Origin of the sequence: Shinella sumterensis (assembly GCF_004514425.2) — a bacterium.
Classification (GTDB): domain Bacteria; phylum Pseudomonadota; class Alphaproteobacteria; order Rhizobiales; family Rhizobiaceae; genus Shinella; species Shinella sumterensis.
The window spans coordinates 102,963-119,171 of record NZ_MYFN02000005.1; the positions used below are offsets into that span (position 1 = coordinate 102,963).

Genomic DNA, 16,209 nt, shown 5'->3' on the forward strand with positions numbered 1-16,209 from the left:
CCTTCATTCAGGACTTCAACAGATAACAGGGAATAAGACATGCTCATCCAGATGGTCAGCATCAACGTCAAGCCGGGCCATGCCGCGGAGTTTCTCGAGGCGTTCCGCATCAATTACGAGGGCACGCGGCAGGAGCCGGGGAATGTGCGCTTTGACGTGCTTCGCAATCCCGAGGACGAAAACAGCTTCACGATCTACGAGGTGTTCACCTCGCCCGAAGCCGTCGACGAACACCGCAAGACCGCGCATTACCAGGAATGCGTGCGCCGCATCGACCCGATCCTCGCTGGCCCGCGCACCAAGACCTTCTATCAGGTCGAAATGGCCGATTTCCTGGGCGAATGAGCAAGGCACCGGGCGCGAACCAGCGCCCGGTTTAGCGGCTACCACCAGCTTTGATGCGATAGGCCGCGCAGCATCGTCTCGAACTGCGCGATCTCGGTTGCCGAGACCTCGTGCGACCTGTCCGGCAGAACATCGCAATGAAGCTTTGCGCGGGCGCGGGCGAGCGCCGCGGCTGCCTGGGCAAAGGCATCGACAGGGATCCAGGGATCCTTGTCGGAGCCGGTCAGATAGGCCGGCAGCCGATCGAGATCGGCGAAGGGGCGGTCGCAATCCGGCGTGCCGACGCGGCATCCCGTCAGGCTTGCGAGCGCGCCGTTCCACGGGCCGTGCCGCATTGCATATTCGATGGAAAGGCACGCCCCCTGGCTGAAGCCGCCGATCAGGAGCGGCCTGGCATGATCCTTCGCGCCCGAGAGATCGCCGACAAGCTGCCTGACATAGGCGATCGACTGCTCGAGCTGTTTGCGGGTGCGATCCGTCAGCACATCCGTCGCGCGCGCATCATACCAGCTGTTGCCGCGGGCCCGGGGCAGCACGAAGGCCACGCCCGGCACCTTCAGCCTGGAAATCACCTGCTCGACCATATCCTCGGGCGACTGGGTCCGCCCGTGGATAAAGACGCAGTGCACCAGGGCCTCCCCGGGGCTCGCGCCGAGGAGGAGTGGCGTGTCATGGTTCGACATGGCGCCGGGCTCAGAATTTTGCGGGTTCGAGACCTGCAATCAGCTCCTGCCGGCGATCTTCGAACCATGGCGGGAAGACCAGCGTCGTGCCGATCTGGTCGGCCGGCTCGTCGAGCGCCCAGCCGCCTTCGACCGACCAGGCGATCTCGAACAGCGCCCCGCCGGGCGAGCGGACATAGCAGGACTTGAAGTAGTTGCGGTCCTTCTGGTCCGACACGTCGGTAAAACCGAGACCTTCCAGATGCGCCTTGAGCTTGAGCTGGTTTTCCTCGTTGCCGGTGTTCAGCGCGAGGTGATGGATCGTGCCGCCGGCCAAGGTCCAGGTGCCCTGCGGACCGGAGGATTCGTGCAGCACCTCGACGATGCTGTTCGGCCCACCGGCATTCGGCACCGAGAACATCAGACCCTCGTCGCTGTCGGCTTCCTTCGTCATCGACATGCCGACGCCGAGGAAGTCGTCCATCGCGGTGCGATCGAAGACGGCGATGGCCGCGCCATAGATGCCCTTGATGCCGTGCTCGGGCTTCACGCCCTGCGCCTCGTTGACGATCGAAGGGCGGTTGTCGGCCGGGCTTTCGACCAGCTCGTGCGGAATGCCGCACGGATGCTTGAAGGCCACGCGGGTGATGCCGAAGCGCGACGTCTTGGCGGCCTCGACGCCCTTCTCGTTCAGCCGGTCGACCCAATAGTCGGCCGAACCGACCGGAATGGCCTGCTGGATGATCTTCGACTGGTTGGTGCCGCGCTTTCCGAACACCGCCGGCTTGCGGAAGGGGAAGGTGGTGATGATGGTCGAGGCGTCGCCGTTCCGCGAGCCGTAATAGAGGTGGTAGACGGGGATCGTGCCGTCGAACAGCACGGTGCGCTTGACCGAATAAAGCCCGAGCACCTTCGTGTAGAAGTCGTAATCCTCCTGCACGCCGTCGGTGCAGAGCGTCAGGTGATGATAGCCGCTGACAAGGGCCATGGTGTCCTCCTCCAAAGACATTGCAATTCCGGATGCGGTTCCTCCACCGCCTCGGGAACCACGGCTGGAGCCCGCCTGTCGCAAGCCGTCCGTGATTGTCTCCACTATAGAGGTTCGAGCCCGCCGGTGATTGACTTTGTTCATGTAAGCTATAGCAATTTGCTATGAAGATCGTCGAAGCCCACCTCGTCCAGCTCGCGGCCGTCATCGAGACCGGCGGCGTCACCGAAGCGGCCGCCATGCTCGGCATGACGCAGTCGGCGGTGTCGCGCACGCTGTCGATCCTGGAAAAGCGCATCGGCGAGCCACTCTTCGTATCCGGCCGGCGGCCGATGCAGCCGACGCCGCTCGGCGAACAGCTCGGCCAGCAAGGCAAGGCCATCCTGGCATCGTCGCGCAAGGCGATGGAGATCATCCGCAGCTTCAAGTCCGGCTCGTCGGGACGCGTGCGGATCGGCGGCGTGCCCTTCTTCATGGATGCGGTGGTGTCGCCGATGATCGCCTCGTTCCAGCGCGGCGAGCCTGGTATCATGGTCTACCAGTCCTACGGCAACTATCCCGACCTCGTGGCGGAACTGGATTCCGGCCAGATCGACCTTGCGGTGACCCCGACGGGCTCCGTCGACCTGCGCGCCGACCTGCATTTCGAACCGATCCTGACGGCGCGCAACGTGCTGACCTGCGGCGCCGGCCATCCCCTGGTGCGCAAGCGCACCCTGGCAACCGAGGATATCGTCAACTACCCCTGGATCGCGCCGCTGCCGGGCTCGCCTCTGGTGCTGGACCTGCACAATATCCTGCTGACGCTGGGGCTGGCGGAGGTATCGCTGCGCTATGCCGGCGGCTCGCTGCTGAGTGTCGTGAACTATCTTGCCGGCACAGATGCGCTGGCGATCCTGCCGCATTCCGTCGTCCACGCCTTCCGCGGCGAAAACAAGATCAGCATCATCCCGCTGGATATTCCCCAGCCCGAGCGCGTGCTCGGCGTCATGACGCGCAAGAAACCCTATTCGAACCCCGCCGGCCGCAAGTTTCTCGGCCATATGCGCCGGGAGTTCGCCGAACTCCGCCGCGCGGTCGAAAAGCACGAAAAGACGATCCAGTGGGTGCAGGGCCCGTTCATGGGCGAGCGCGAACGAATCCATTCGGCAGAATGAAAAGGGGCGGACGCGATCCGCATCCGCCCCCGTTTTCTTTCAGATGCCGCTGTCAGGCCTGGTCGCGCGCCAGCACGAAATCGTGTTTGACCTCCCAGAATTCGCCGTCGAATTCATAGGCCTTCGCGCGGGCCGGATCGTTTACCCGGTCGAATTTCGCCAGCAGGCTTTCCTTGACCCCGAACACCGCATCCGAATGGATATAGGGATCGTCAGGGTCGAAGATATGCGTCGTCAGCGTCTCGAACCCGTCAGCGCTGATGATGTAGTGCAGGTGCGCCGGGCGGTAGGGGTGGCGGCCGAGATGGCCGAGCAGCTGCCCGACCGGGCCGTCGTCCGGGATCGGATAGTATTTCGGCTTCACGGCGCGGAACCAGTAATGCCCGTCCGGCCCGGTGCGGAAGATGCCGCGCAGATTGAAATCCGGCTGGATACCTTTCTGCTGCACATCGTAGAAACCCTCGTCATTGGCCTGCCAGACATCGATGACGGCATCGGCGATCGGCTTGCCCTCGGTATCGAGGATACGTCCCTCGATGACCATGTCCTCGCCCTTGCTGTCGAGGCAGATATTGGCGCCCATCGGCAGTTCCGGCGCGTCGGCGACGTGGAACGGGCCGAGCACCGTGCTTTCCGACGCGCCGGAGGGCTTTCGGTTGTTGATCGCGTCCACCAGCATCGACACGCCCAGCACGTCCGACAGCAGGATGAATTCCTGCCGCCATTCGTTGCACATCTGGCCGGTGCGGGTGAGGAAGAGGATCGCCTCCATCCATTCCTCCTGCGTCGGCTCCAGTTCCTTCACCGCCTCGTGCAGCTTGCGGGTGATCACCTCCATCACCGCCTTCAGGCGCGCGTCCCTGGCGCCGGCATTGCGGCCGGTCACGACCTCGACGGAGTTCTCCTCGGTGAAATAACCCTTCTCATGCGCTTCCATCGTCGCCTCACAGATCCAGAATTGTCTTCAGCACACGGCGCAGTTCGCCGGCGGGGTCGGCCACCAGCCCTTCCGAGCGCCATGCGACATGATGATCGGGCCGGACCAGCACGACGCCGGCATCGCCCACCTCGCGGGCACGCGCCCAGTCGCCGTAATGATCCTGCCAGGTCTGCCGCGGCCCGATGACATGGGCCACGAGCGGCAGGCCAAGCTCCGCCGACAGCGTCTCGGCCGCATCGACCCAGGCCTGCCCGCCGATACCCGTCAGGAGCGTGAACTTGCCGTGGCCGCACAGATCGAGCGTAGAGGCCTTGCGGTTGCCCTCGCCGAACAGCCAGGCATGCGGCAGGCGCGCGCCGGGCCAGGTGGTCTGCTCGAAATGCAGTTCCGGATTGCGGGTGAAGGCCGGCTCGGGTTGGCCATCGGTCGCGATGCCTGCGGATTTGTAGCGGTGGTTCATCTCCACGCCATGGGCATCGAATTCATAGACCTTGAAGGCGATCGCCTCGCGCAGCGCCGCGCGCTGGCTTTCGGCGGCACTTCCGTCCTCGCAGCGGCGGTCCATGTTCTCCTGCATCTTCACCGGATCGATGGAATCCAACAGGCCGAGCGCGCCGAAGATCGGGCCGAATTCCTCGATCGACTGGTTGGCGCGCGTGACGATCTGCCTGGCGACCGGCGCGCGCTCTTCCGTGTAGGTTTCGAGCAGGCCGGGGCCGGCCTGGCCCTTCAGCACCATGGCGAGCTTCCAGGCGAGGTTGAAACCGTCCTGGATCGAGGTGTTGGAACCGAGCCCGTTCGACGGCGGGTGGCGATGGATCGCGTCGCCCATGCAGAAGACGCGACCCTTCTGGGTTCGGGTGGCGTAGCAGTTGTTGACCGTCCAGGTGGAGACCGAGGTGATCTCGATGTCGATATCGGGATCGCCGATCAGGTCGCGGGCCACACCCTCGGCAAAGGCGTTGTCGACATCGGGCACGCCCTGGCTGATGTCATAACCCCAGTTGATCAGCCACTCGTTCCACGGCCGGATCATGCGCACGAGGCCCATGCCGATGCCGCCGACATTCGAGCCCGGCTGCAGCACCCAGTAGAGCACCGAGGGGCGATGCGCGACGTAGCGGGTGAGGTCGGCCTTGAACAGGATGTTCATCGAGCCGGCGACACCCATCTTGCCCTCGAAGGGCAGGCCGAGATGCTGCGCGACCAGCGAATTGCCGCCATCGGCGCCGACCAGGTATTTCGAGCGGACGGTGAAGTCCTTGCCGGTCAGCCGGTCGCGGCAGGTGGTCGTCACGCCCTCGGCGTCCTGCACGTGGCTGACATATTCCGTCGACATGCGCGCCTGCGTGCCGCGCGCGCAGGCGGTCTTGAACAAAAGCGGCTCCATGAAGGTCTGCGGCAGGTCGTTCATCTCGCTCGGCGAGGAGAGCAGATGCTCGGCCTTGGACGTCGGATGGGTGCCCCAGGTCTTGAGACGGCCGAGTTCCTCGCCGGCAATCGCGGTGCAGAACACGTTCTCGCCCATGATCTCCTGCGGGCTGGCATGGAGGTAGCCTTCCGCCTCGACCTCGCGGCCGAGATCGCGCAGCACCTCCATGGTCCGTTGGTTGGTGATGTGGGCGCGCGGCGTGTTGGCCAGCCAGCGGTAACGGTTGATCGCCATGTTCTCGACGCCGTAGCTCGCAAGCAGCGCGGCGGTCGCCGAGCCGGCGGGGCCGGTTCCGATGATCAGGACGTCGGTTTCGATATCGGCCATCAGTCACTCCCTCTGATGTCTTTGGGTTTGGGCTGGCCCGCCAGGATACGGCGGACAGGAAAAAGCTGGAGTCCGGTGCGGTCGGCAAACAGGCCCCACAGGCCGCGCGGCGCAAACAGCATGATCAGGATGCCGATGAGGCCGAGGATCAGCAGATACCAGGAGCCGTAATCGGCCAGCAGGCTCTGCAGGATGTAGAACACGATGACGCCGACGATCGGCCCCTCGATCGTGCCGATGCCGCCGATCACCACGATGAAGATCACATAGGCGGTCCAGTCGGGAACCGAGAAGGCGGCATCCGGCGAAATGCGCGCCTTCTGCACATAGATCAGCGCACCGGCAAGGCCCGTCGCGAGTGCGGCCACCAGATAGACGAACGACTTCGTCCAGGTCGGATCAACGCCGACGGAGCGGGCCGCCTCGCGGTTGTCGCGCACCGCCGCAAGCCCCAGGCCCTGCTTCGAGCGCAGCAGCTTGTAGATCGAACCGATGGTGACGACGGCCAGGAAGAGCGCCAGCCAGTAGCAGACGATATCGGTGGCCTGCGGCCCCCGCACGCCGAGCAGATCGGCGACGAAACGCACGCCGACCATGTCGCGCGTGGCACCGGACGGCAGCGAGGTGCCGGTTCCACCGCCGAGCGCCTTCCACTGCGCCAGCGACAGCCGTACGATCTCGGCGATGACCCAGGTGCCGATGGCGAAATAGGCGCCTTGCAGGCGGAAGACGAAGAAGGCCGTGGGCACCGACAGCGCCAGCGCCGCAAGCCCGCCAAGCAGGATCGCCGCCATCGGGTCCATGCCGAGCAGACTGACGCCGGCAAACATCGCATAGGCGCCGAAGCCGACAAAGGCCTGCTGCCCGACGGAGACGAGGCCGGCATAACCGGCAAGCAGGTTCCAGCATTGCGCCAGCACCAGCATGGTCAGGATGAAGAACAGATCCTGCACGACCGAACGCGACACGAAGAGCGGTGCGGCAAAGGCGAGCGCCACGAGCGCGAGGATCGCCAGCATCGAAACGGCGGAGCCTCGGGTGCGAGTCGAAACGGTCCAGGAGGATGCGGAAAGATGATCGCTCATGTCAGTCCACCGCCCGTGGAAAAAGGCCGCGCGGCCGCACAAGCAGCACCAGAAGGAAGGCGATGTGGCCCGCAAGGATCTGCCATTCCGGGTTGATTGCCGCGCCCACGGTCTGCGCGACGCCGATGATGATGCCGCCGGCCAATGTGCCCCAGAAGGAGCCGAGCCCGCCGATGATGACGGCCTCGAAGGCGTAGATCAGCCGTGCCGGCCCCATGGTCGGGTCAAAATTGGCGCGCGTGCCGAGATAGAGCGCGGCGATCGTCACCACCATCATGGCAAGCCCGGTGGCGGTGGCGAAGATGCGCTCCGCGCGGATGCCCATCAGGCCGGCCGTCGCGCTGTCATCCGAGGTGGCGCGGAAGGCGCGGCCAAGCGAGGTACGATAGAAGACGAGGTTGAGCGCGACGATGACGCCGACCGCCGACAGGAAGGTGAGGAGCGGCATGGTGCCGATGCTGATGGGGCCGATCTGGAGCGACGCCGTTTCCAGCGCGCCCGCCGAGATCCGGCGGCTATCAGCCGAAAAGCCCTCGAGCAGGCCGTTCTGGATCACCACCGAAAGGCCGAACGTCACCAGCAGCGGCGGCAGGATATCGTTGCCGAGCGTGCGGTTGAGCACGAGGAATTGCAGCGCCCAGCCGAGCGCAAACATCACCGGCAGCGCGACTGCGGCAGCGATGAAGGGATTGAGGCCGAGCGCCGAAACGAGCAGCAGGATCAGGAAGGCAGCGAGCACGATCAGGTCGCCATGGGCGAGATTGACGAGCCGCATGATGCCGAAGACGAGGGCAAGGCCCGCCGCGAAGAGCGCGTAGAGCCCGCCGAGCAGGATGCCCTGAAGGATGGTGTCGAGCCAGCTCATCGCGCATGCGCTCCGAAATAGGCGGCGTGGATATCCTCGCGGCTCAGCGTCGCCGGCGTGCCCGAAAGCGTCACCCGTCCCTCCATCATGCAATAGACCCGGTCGGCCACCTTCAGCGCCTGGCCGATATCCTGCTCGATGATGACGATGGATGCGCCCGTTGCGCGGATCTTCGGAAAGGCCGCGTAAATGTCCCTGACGACGACGGGGGCCAGCCCGAGGCTCACCTCGTCGCAGAGCAGCACGCGCGGATTGGACATCAGCCCGCGGCCGATCGCGACCATCTGCTGCTGCCCGCCTGACAGAGCCGTGCCCGGCTGGTGGCGGCGCTCCTTCAGCACGGGAAAAAGGTCGTAGATGCTGTCGAGCGACCAGGCGCCGTTGCCGACGCGGCCGTATTTGCCGATCAGCAGGTTTTCCTCGACGGAAAGCGATGGAAAGAGACGGCGGCCTTCCGGCACCATGGCGATGCCCAGTTGAAGGACATCGGGCGCGGCAAGCGCGCCGATCTCCCGGCCATCAAAGCGGATCTGTCCCGGAACATTGCGGATGAGGCCGGAAATCGAGCGCAGCAGGGTCGACTTGCCCGCACCGTTGGCGCCGATCACGGCGACCGTCTCGCTTTCGTCGAGCGCGATATCGACGCCGAACAAGGCCTGGAAATCACCGTAGAAGGCCGTCAGGCCATGGGTCTCGAGCAGCGCCATCACACATCGATCCCGAGATAGATTTCGCGCACATCCCTGGACGCCATGATGGTCTGAGGATCGCCGTCGCCGATCACCCGGCCGAAATGCAGGACGACGAGACGGCTGACCACCGAATTGAGCGCATGCAGCACATGCTCCACCCAGATGATCGAGACGCCGCGCCGGTGGATGGCGCGGATCGTTTCCACCAGCTCCTGACATTCCCCTTCCGTCAGCCCGCCGGCGATCTCGTCGAGCAGGAGGATTTTCGGTTCTGTAGCGAGCGCCCGGGCAAGCTCGAGACGCTTGCGCTGCAACAGCCCGAGGCTTCCGGCGGGCTGGTTTGCCTTGGGGTAGAGCCCGGTCTCGACGAGAATGTCGGCGCAGCGGTCGCCCACCTCCTTCTCGGTCTTGCGCGAGCCGAAGGCGCCGGCGACCAGCAGGTTCTCGAACACCGTCAGCTTTTCGAAGGGTTGCGGGATCTGGAACGTCCGTCCGACGCCGGCCAGGCACCGCGCCATCGGCGGCTGGCGCGTCACGTCCTCGCCAGCGAAGCGGATCGTGCCGGCATCGACGCGGATATTGCCGGTGATGAGGTTGAACAGCGTCGACTTGCCCGCACCGTTCGGCCCGATCACGCCGAGCGCCTCGCCCTTTTCCAGCGCAAACGAAATCCGGTCGGCGACCTTGAGTGCGCCGAAGCTTTTCGAGACCTGGTCGAGGGCGAGGATGGGCATGGCTCAGCCGATCGCTTCCATCTTGCCGCCGGTCGGAATGTTCGGCGCCGTCTGGTTGTCGACGATGACCAAGTCGTAGCCGCCGCCGTCCTTGAGGCGCCACTGGCCGCCGACCAGCGGCGTCTTGGCGACATTCTTGCCGGCAAAGGGCGGCAGGTTGGCGCCATCCCAGGCCACCTTGCCGACGATCGTCTCGATATTGGAGGCGGCGATGGCGGCAATCACCGCTTCGCTGTCGGTCGGATCGGCGCGCTTCATCACATCGACGGCGACCTCGAACAGCGCATGGACGAAGCCGATGGGCTGGGTCCAGGGCCGGCCGGTGGCCTTGGTGAAGCCCTCCGCCAGTTCACCGGCGCTCTGGCCGGTCAGCGACGATTTGAAGGGATGGCTCGCCGACCACCAGACTTCGCAGGACAGGTTATGGCCGTTTTTGCCGAGCGCCTCCAGTGCCTGCGGAAACAGGATCGCCTTTCCGATGGACGCGACCTTGGGCTTGAAGCCCTGCTGCTGCGCCTGGTTCCAGAAAGTGGTGAAATCGGGCGGGATCATCACGCCCGTGATGACATCGCTGCCGTCGGACTTGAAGGCGTTGATCTGGGCGGAAAAGTCGTCGGTCAGGTTCTGGTAGCGGCCGGGATCGTTGAGGCTGTAGCCGAGCTTCTCCAGCACCGGCGGGAAGCCCACGGCCTTGTCGCCCCAGGCGTTGCCGTCGCCGTCGTTGGGAAACAGGCCGCCGACCTTCTTGTTGGTCTCAAGCTGTCCCCACATGTTGGTATAGACGGCGATGACGTCTTCCAGCCCCCAGAAGAAATGGAAGGCGCTGTTGAACGGCTTCCACGAGGCCGGGTCGCCCGGATTGGCCTGCTGGCCGATGAACCAGGGCTGCCAGGGCGCGGCCGTCGAAATGCAGGGCACCTCCTCCGCCTCGCAGGTCGTGGCCACGGGATTGGTCGTCTCGGGCGTCGAGGCCACGAGCACGAGATTGACCTCGTCGCTGACGATCAGTTCCTTGGCGACCTCGGCCGCGCGATTCGGGTTGGACTGGCTGTCCTTCACCACAACTTCGTAATTCAGGCCCGCCGCCTTGGTGGCGGCCATGAAGCCATCGATGATGAACTTGTCGGCCTCGGCGAACGCGGCGAGCGGGCCGGTCTGCGGGCTGACATAGCCGAGCTTGATCGGCGCGCCCTGGGCCAGGGCCGGCATGGCGAGGCCGGATGTCGCCGCCAATGCGCCCGTGGCGGCTGCGGATTTCAGCAAGTCACGTCTCGTAAGCATATTCATTCCTCCTCCCAAAAGAATTCAATATGGCGGTCGTGTTCCGCTCCAGGCGTCCTGTAACAGTGCGCGGATCGCCGTACGGTCGATCGGGCGCGGATTGGAATAGGGGTTCCTGGTGGCGATATCGGCGGCGCGGTCGAGATCGGCCTCGCTGAGGCCGAAATCCTTCAGCGCCATCGGCGAGCCGATGGATTTCGCGAAATCGTAGAGCGCCCGCCCGGGTGTCGCGCCGCCGAAAATGTCGGAAATCGGCGTCATCAACTCCGGCACCGCCGAGGCGTTGAAGCCGATCGTGTGCGGCAGCATGATGGAATGGGTCTCGGCATGCGGCGTGTCGAAGCTGCCGCCCAGCGTGTGGCAGATCTTGTGATGCAGCGACATCGAAATCTGGCCGAGGACGGTGCCGCAGAGCCAGGCGCCGTAAAGCGCCTTCTCGCGCGCCGCGCCATCGCGCGGACTGTCGATCAGGGCCGGCAGGGCCTCCTTGAGCGCGCGAATGCCGTCGATGCTCATCATCGTCGTGATGGGATTGCGATCCGGCGCGTAGAGCCCTTCGGCCGCATGCGCGATGGCGTTCAGGCCGCTGGTGACGCTCATGCCGACGGGCAGGCCGAGCGTCAGCTGCGGATCGTAGATCACCACTTCCGGCGTGATTTTCGGGCTGCGGACGGTGGTTTTGACGCCGTTCTCCGTCTGGCCGAGGATCGGCGTGACTTCGGAGCCGGCATAGGTGGTGGGTATCACGATCTGCTGAATATCCGTGCGATAAGCCATGGCCTTGCCGAGCCCGGTCGTCGAGCCGCCGCCGAGCGAGACGACGCAATCGGCGCCGAGCTCGGCCGCACGCGCGACGGCGCGCTCGGTCACATCGACGGGCGTATGCATGGTGGCCTCGGTGAAGGTGCCGACCGAAAGCGGCCCGAGCCGCTTCGACAGCGCCTCCGCATCGCCGGCCTGATGCGGCGTCGACAGCACGAGCGCGCGTCGGCAGTCCAGCGCCTCCACCCATTTGCCGACATCGCCGCTCGCCCCGTTGCCGAAGACGATACGGGCCGCACTTGCCTGATAGGTAAAGTCGAGTGTCATGGCGTGCCGCGTCCCTTCTTCGCCCGGACCATGGTGAAGGTGAAGTCGAGCGTCGACGCATCTCCCTTCCCGGTCGGCTTGAATTCCCCGATCAGCTCGTCCTTCACGCCGAACAGCGCGTCCTGGCCGAGATGCGGATCGCTGCCGTCGTAGACATGCGTGCTGATCGTCTCGAAGCCGGCGGCCTTGATCAGGAAGTGGAGATGGGCGGGACGGCGCATGGCAAAACCCAGCCCGCCCAGCATCTGGCCCACGGGGCCGTCGCTGGGCACGGCATAGCCGCCCGGGCGCACGGTCTTGTAGCGGAAGCACCCCTGGCCATCGGTCGTGAAGATGCCGCGAAGGTTGAATTCCGGCTGCTGGTCCGGCTGCTGGTTCTCGTAGAAGCCTTCGCTGTTGGCCTGCCAGGTCTCGACCGTCGCGCCGGCGACGGGCTTGCCGTCGAGATCCCGCACATGGCCGCTGACGGACAGCACGGGGCCGACGCCATCGAGCGATATGTTGGCGTCGAGCGGCAGCCGCGGCGCATCGGCCCGGTAGAAGGGGCCGCGCACCGTGTTGGGGGTCGCGCCCTTCGGCCGGTTCGTGTTGATCTCCTCGACCAGCGCGGTCACGCCGAGCAGGTCGGAAAGCAGCACCCATTCCTGCCGGCGGCCATCGCTGGCATGGCCGACATCGGTCAGGAATTCCATCGCCCGCCGCCAGTCGGCCTGCGAGGGACGCGTCTCCCGGATCAGCTTGTGCAGGTGCTCGATGAAGGGAACCATGAAGGCTTGCAGCGGTCCCGCGGCGTGCTTGTCGAGCCGCTCGGCAACGCGCTGCGCAGAGGTGCGCTCACTGAACGATATGTCTGGCATGACTTCTCCCATAACGAGAACCTAACAGGCCGAAACTGCGTACTTGATAATTTTTTCGGCGATTTATATTCGTTATTGTTATGAAGATTGACGAAAGGCACCTTGCGCAGCTTGCAGCGGTCGTCCAGGCGGGTGGCGTGACCGAGGGCGCGACCCTGCTCGGCCTCAGCCAGCCGGCGGTGTCGCGCACGCTTGCCATGCTGGAAAAGCGCCTGGGCGAGCCGCTGTTCCTCAAGGGACGACGCCCGCTGCAGCCCACGCCACTCGGCCGGGCGCTGGCCGATCACGGCCAGGCGATCCTGACCTCCGCCCGCAAGGCATCGAGCCTGGTGGAAGGCTTTCGCCATGGCCGCACCGGGCTGGTGCGCGTCGGCGGCACGCCCTTCTTCATGGATGCCCTGATCGCCGGCATGGTCGCGGGCTTCCAGAATGCCTTTCCCGACGTGCGCGTCGAGCAAAGCTACGGCTACCTTTCGGAACTGAAAGCCGCCATCGTCGCCGATCGCATCGACCTCGCCATCTGCCCGATCGACATGCTCGAGGAAGGCTCGGGCATGCATTTCCAGGAACTGCTGCCCGGCCGCAACGTCGTCGCCTGCCGCGTCACGCATCCGTTGCTGCTCAAGCGCAAGCTTTCGGGCCCCGAGCTGCTCGATTTTCCCTGGATCGCGCCGCCGCCCGGCAGCCCGCTGCTCGCCGACCTGCGCAGCCTCGTCCTCTCGCTCGGCGCCACCGAGACGAAGATCCGCTATGCCGGCGGTTCGCTGACCAGCGCGATCAACTACATGAAGGAAAGCGACGCATTGACGATCCTGCCGCACAGCGTCGTCTTCGCCTATCGCAACGACCGGGCGATCACCGCACTGCCGGTCGAAATCCCGCATCCGGAGCGGGCACTCGGCCTGCTCAGGCGCTCGGGCGATCTCGGGGCACCCGCCATCGAGGCGTTTTCGGTGCATCTGCGCAAGAGTTTCGAGAATCTGCGGCATCTCATCAAGCGCCACGAACAATCCGTTATCTGGGGCATTTAGGGGAGAGCCGGCGGCATCTCGCCGGCTCTTGTCTCAGAAGGTCGCGGAATCGTCCGGCCACAACAGCACCGGCGCCGAGGCGGTGTCGACCACCGGACCCAGCGCATGCCAGGCGCGGTTGGAATAGACCAGCGCCTCGGCCTGCCGGGTGGCATGCGTTCCGGCAGAGACGGAAGTCAGCTCCGCCGTCACCAGGCAGGCGCCCGGCGTTTCCAGCCGGCCGCGCAGCTCGGCGCGAAACCACAGCTCGACCTGCGGATAGTAAGGCTCTCCGCTGTCGAGCCGCGACCACCGCACATCCGGCCCGAAGCGATCCTTGCCGGACGTGGCGCAGAGCCGGGCAAGCTGCATGTCGGCGCGGCGCACGAAATGCACGACCACCGAGGCGGCGCGCTCCACCACCTTCGCGCTGGAAGAGGATGCCGAAAGCGAGAAGGCCACCATCGGCGGTGACGCGCTGATCGAGATCAGCGAGCTCACCGTCAGCGCCACCGGTCCCTCCGCTCCCTCCGCCGTGATGATGGCGACGCCGGAGGGATGATGCCGGAAGGCGGCCAGGAACGCCTCGGTGAGGCCGGAGCCAGCTGGGGCGGCGCCCGTTTCAGGCGCAGCCGCCGTGCCCGGCATGTCTTTCGCCGGCGCGCTCATTTCTTCTCGATCAGGTCGTAGAACTGCCAGGTGCGATCGCTCCACAGGCCGGCCAGGTCGCGGCCGGCGGCACCGACGATGTTCGGGTTGATCGTGAAATGGTTCGCCGCCGTCAGCATCTCGCGGTAGATCCGCTGCATCACGCCGTAGCGCAGCGAGGCTCCGCCGAGCGAGCGGTAGACGAAATGGCAGGCATCGACGCCCGCCTCATGCACTTCCGACTTCGCAAGATGCACCAGGCTGATATGGCGCGTCGTCATGCGATTGCCGGCCTCGATGGAGGATTCCACGTCGCGCCAGACCTCGAACAGGAAGGCGCGGGCGGCGCGAACCCGGGCCTCCGCCCGGCCGAAATCATACCAGAACTTGTCGCTCTCGCCGAGCAGGCCGGCGCGGCCGGTCTTGGTCTTGGCATATTTCGCGGCTTCGTCCAGCATGCGGCGCGCGGCGCCGATGGCCCAGCCGGAATGGCCGATGGCAGCAAGCCCCACCACGCCGAGGCTGAAGAATTCCTGCATGCGCTGCGGCTCGGCCGTCAGGATCGGGAACACCATGTCGTCAGGGATGAAGACGTCGTTGGCGGCGTAATCGATGCTGCCCGTGGCCTGAAGGCCGAGCACGTTCCAGTTGCCGAGCAATTCATGCTCTTCGACCGGCGCATGGGCGCAGAGCACGATCACATCGCCCTTCTCGTCCTTGGCCGGCTGGCCGTTGCCGTCGTCCAGCAGGGCGGCGGTATGTGTGTAGGTCGCGTGGTAGATGCCGCTGGCATAGGACCACTTGCCGTTCAGGCGATAACCGCCATCGACCTTCTTCAGCATGCCGGTGGGCGTGCCCTGGCCGGAGAAGCGGTTGTCGGTCTTGCCGTCATAGAGGCGGCTGATGGCGGTATCGGGCAGGAAGGCCGCCGACATCGCGCCGATGCCGGCATGCACCATCGATACCCAGCCGGCCGCGCCGCTGTGATAGGTGATGGCCTCGATGAGTTGCAGGCCCTGCGTCGGCGAGAGCTGCGCGCCACCGATATCCTCGCCGGCGAAGATATGGCTCATGCGGATAGGCTTGAGCGCCTCGAAGGTTTCCTCGTTGAGGCGGCCGAGCTTCTCGTTCGCCTCGGAATTCCTGTCGAGGATCGGGCCGATCGTCTCGATATGCGCCATGAGGGATGCGAAGTCCGTCTTCGTGCCCCAGTAGCCGGATGCGTGCTTGATAGGTGCGTTCATGACAATTCCTCCTTGATGGTCCTGTCGTCGCGGATCGCCCGGAGCGCCGCGCTCGGTTTTCACGTGGCCAGGAAGTCGCCGATGGCCGTGACGGTGCGCGGATCTTCCTGCATGGCGAAATGGCCGACCTCCTCGATGATCAGCATTCGGGCATTGGGAATGGCGGCCTGCCAGAGCGGCGCCTGCGAGGCCAACAGCATGCGGTCCCTGTCGCCCCAGACGATCAATGTCTCGTTGGGAATACGGCTCAGCCAGCGGCCGAGATTGGGATGGCCCATGCCGTGCACCTTGAGAATGTTGCCCAGTGCCGGCCCCTCCTTCTCGCGGGCCGCCACGAAGGCCTCCGCCGAAGGGCACTCCGAACCGCCGGGAAAGTAGCGCGCCGCAACCGCGGCATCGTGCGCGAGATAGGCGGGAAACTCTTCCGGCGGAATCCGGCTGAGGTCGGCGCCGCGATGATCCGGATGATTGAGCCCGGCCGGCGCATTCAGCACCAGCTTGCCGAACCGCTCGCCCGCGACCGCGGCGATCTCGGCCGCCATCCAGCCGCCCATGGAATGGCCGACGAGATGCGGGCGCTCGAGGCCGAGCGCGGCAACGAGGCGAAGATTGTGGACCACCATGTCCTGCATGCCGGCAATATGCGGCGCTTCGGCGCTCTCACCGAAACCGGGATGGAAGGGCAGGTAGACGCGGAAGCGGTCGGCAAGGCCGCGCGCCCAGTCGTAACCCTCGATCGTCGCCGCGCCGTGCAGGGCGATCACGGCCGGTCCGTTGCCGATCGCCTTGACGACCGTGCGCACACCGTCGATGTCCCGGGTCAGCGTCTCGAATTCCATAACCTCTCCTCCTC

General features: G+C 65.4%; 17 protein-coding genes. 3 read left to right on the forward strand and 14 right to left on the reverse strand.

Annotated elements, in window-relative coordinates; genetic code table 11:
- The first annotated feature begins 39 nt into the window (after positions 1-39).
- On the forward strand, positions 40-345 hold the full coding sequence (locus tag B5M41_RS11835; protein WP_134648391.1) for an antibiotic biosynthesis monooxygenase: 306 nt from the start codon (positions 40-42) through the stop codon (positions 343-345).
- 38 nt (positions 346-383) lie between these two features.
- Here B5M41_RS11835 and B5M41_RS11840 read toward each other — a convergent pair whose 3' ends face one another.
- Both B5M41_RS11840 and B5M41_RS11845 read right to left on the reverse strand, forming a co-directional pair.
- Positions 384-974, reverse strand: a complete 591-nt coding sequence (locus B5M41_RS11840; protein ID WP_230640061.1) for an alpha/beta hydrolase — start codon at positions 972-974, stop codon at positions 384-386.
- Between the two features lie 64 nt (positions 975-1,038).
- Positions 1,039-1,995 (reverse strand): VOC family protein, encoded by a 957-nt coding sequence (locus B5M41_RS11845; RefSeq protein ID WP_134648395.1) that lies wholly within the window; start codon positions 1,993-1,995, stop codon positions 1,039-1,041.
- Positions 1,996-2,159: 164 nt separating this feature from the next.
- On the opposite strand from B5M41_RS11845, the gene B5M41_RS11850 reads away from it, so the two are divergent.
- Positions 2,160-3,152 carry a LysR family transcriptional regulator gene (locus B5M41_RS11850; protein WP_134648397.1) on the forward strand — a complete coding sequence of 331 codons (993 nt, stop codon included), beginning with the start codon at positions 2,160-2,162 and terminating at the stop codon, positions 3,150-3,152.
- Between the two features lie 52 nt (positions 3,153-3,204).
- Here B5M41_RS11850 and B5M41_RS11855 read toward each other — a convergent pair whose 3' ends face one another.
- The 9 genes from B5M41_RS11855 to B5M41_RS11895 are packed head-to-tail and all read right to left on the reverse strand — an operon-like array spanning position 3,205 to position 12,454.
- Positions 3,205-4,089, reverse strand: a complete 885-nt coding sequence (locus B5M41_RS11855; protein ID WP_134648399.1) for an intradiol ring-cleavage dioxygenase — start codon at positions 4,087-4,089, stop codon at positions 3,205-3,207.
- 7 nt (positions 4,090-4,096) lie between these two features.
- A complete protein-coding gene (locus B5M41_RS11860) occupies positions 4,097-5,851 on the reverse strand; it encodes an FAD-dependent oxidoreductase (protein ID WP_134648401.1) in 1,755 nt (584 codons plus the stop codon).
- Entirely contained in the window at positions 5,851-6,936 is a 1,086-nt protein-coding gene (locus tag B5M41_RS11865) for a branched-chain amino acid ABC transporter permease (RefSeq protein ID WP_134648403.1), read from the reverse strand. Before B5M41_RS11865 ends, B5M41_RS11860 begins: the two co-directional genes overlap by 1 nt.
- Position 6,937: 1 nt before the next feature.
- The gene (locus B5M41_RS11870; RefSeq protein ID WP_134648405.1) at positions 6,938-7,801 is read right to left on the reverse strand and encodes a branched-chain amino acid ABC transporter permease; all 864 of its coding nucleotides are present in this window, start codon (positions 7,799-7,801) and stop codon (positions 6,938-6,940) included.
- The gene (locus tag B5M41_RS11875; protein ID WP_134648407.1) at positions 7,798-8,508 is read right to left on the reverse strand and encodes an ABC transporter ATP-binding protein; all 711 of its coding nucleotides are present in this window, start codon (positions 8,506-8,508) and stop codon (positions 7,798-7,800) included. The genes B5M41_RS11870 and B5M41_RS11875 overlap by 4 nt, the downstream gene beginning before the upstream one ends.
- Complete coding sequence (locus B5M41_RS11880; protein WP_134648409.1) at positions 8,508-9,227, reverse strand: ABC transporter ATP-binding protein; 720 nt, start codon at positions 9,225-9,227, stop codon at positions 8,508-8,510. The genes B5M41_RS11875 and B5M41_RS11880 overlap by 1 nt, the downstream gene beginning before the upstream one ends.
- A 3-nt stretch (positions 9,228-9,230) precedes the next feature.
- Positions 9,231-10,508, reverse strand: coding sequence for an ABC transporter substrate-binding protein (locus B5M41_RS11885; protein WP_134648411.1), 1,278 nt, complete (start codon positions 10,506-10,508; stop codon positions 9,231-9,233).
- A 24-nt stretch (positions 10,509-10,532) separates the two neighbouring features.
- Entirely contained in the window at positions 10,533-11,597 is a 1,065-nt protein-coding gene (locus B5M41_RS11890; RefSeq protein WP_134648413.1) for a maleylacetate reductase, read from the reverse strand.
- Positions 11,594-12,454 (reverse strand): dioxygenase family protein, encoded by an 861-nt coding sequence (locus B5M41_RS11895; protein WP_134648415.1) that lies wholly within the window; start codon positions 12,452-12,454, stop codon positions 11,594-11,596. The genes B5M41_RS11890 and B5M41_RS11895 overlap by 4 nt, the downstream gene beginning before the upstream one ends.
- An 80-nt stretch (positions 12,455-12,534) precedes the next feature.
- Between B5M41_RS11895 and B5M41_RS11900 the strand changes: the two genes are divergently transcribed.
- The gene (locus B5M41_RS11900; protein ID WP_134648417.1) at positions 12,535-13,485 is read left to right on the forward strand and encodes a LysR family transcriptional regulator; all 951 of its coding nucleotides are present in this window, start codon (positions 12,535-12,537) and stop codon (positions 13,483-13,485) included.
- Positions 13,486-13,518: 33 nt separating this feature from the next.
- Here B5M41_RS11900 and B5M41_RS11905 read toward each other — a convergent pair whose 3' ends face one another.
- From B5M41_RS11905 to B5M41_RS11915, 3 genes are read right to left on the reverse strand one after another with little or no spacing between them, the layout of a single operon-like run.
- The gene (locus B5M41_RS11905) at positions 13,519-14,133 is read right to left on the reverse strand and encodes a flavin reductase family protein (RefSeq protein ID WP_134648419.1); all 615 of its coding nucleotides are present in this window, start codon (positions 14,131-14,133) and stop codon (positions 13,519-13,521) included.
- Positions 14,130-15,356: an acyl-CoA dehydrogenase family protein gene (locus B5M41_RS11910; protein ID WP_134648421.1), complete on the reverse strand. Its 1,227-nt coding sequence runs from the start codon at positions 15,354-15,356 to the stop codon at positions 14,130-14,132. The genes B5M41_RS11905 and B5M41_RS11910 overlap by 4 nt, the downstream gene beginning before the upstream one ends.
- A 59-nt stretch (positions 15,357-15,415) precedes the next feature.
- Positions 15,416-16,195 (reverse strand): alpha/beta fold hydrolase, encoded by a 780-nt coding sequence (locus B5M41_RS11915; RefSeq protein WP_134648423.1) that lies wholly within the window; start codon positions 16,193-16,195, stop codon positions 15,416-15,418.
- Positions 16,196-16,209 lie beyond the last annotated feature (14 nt).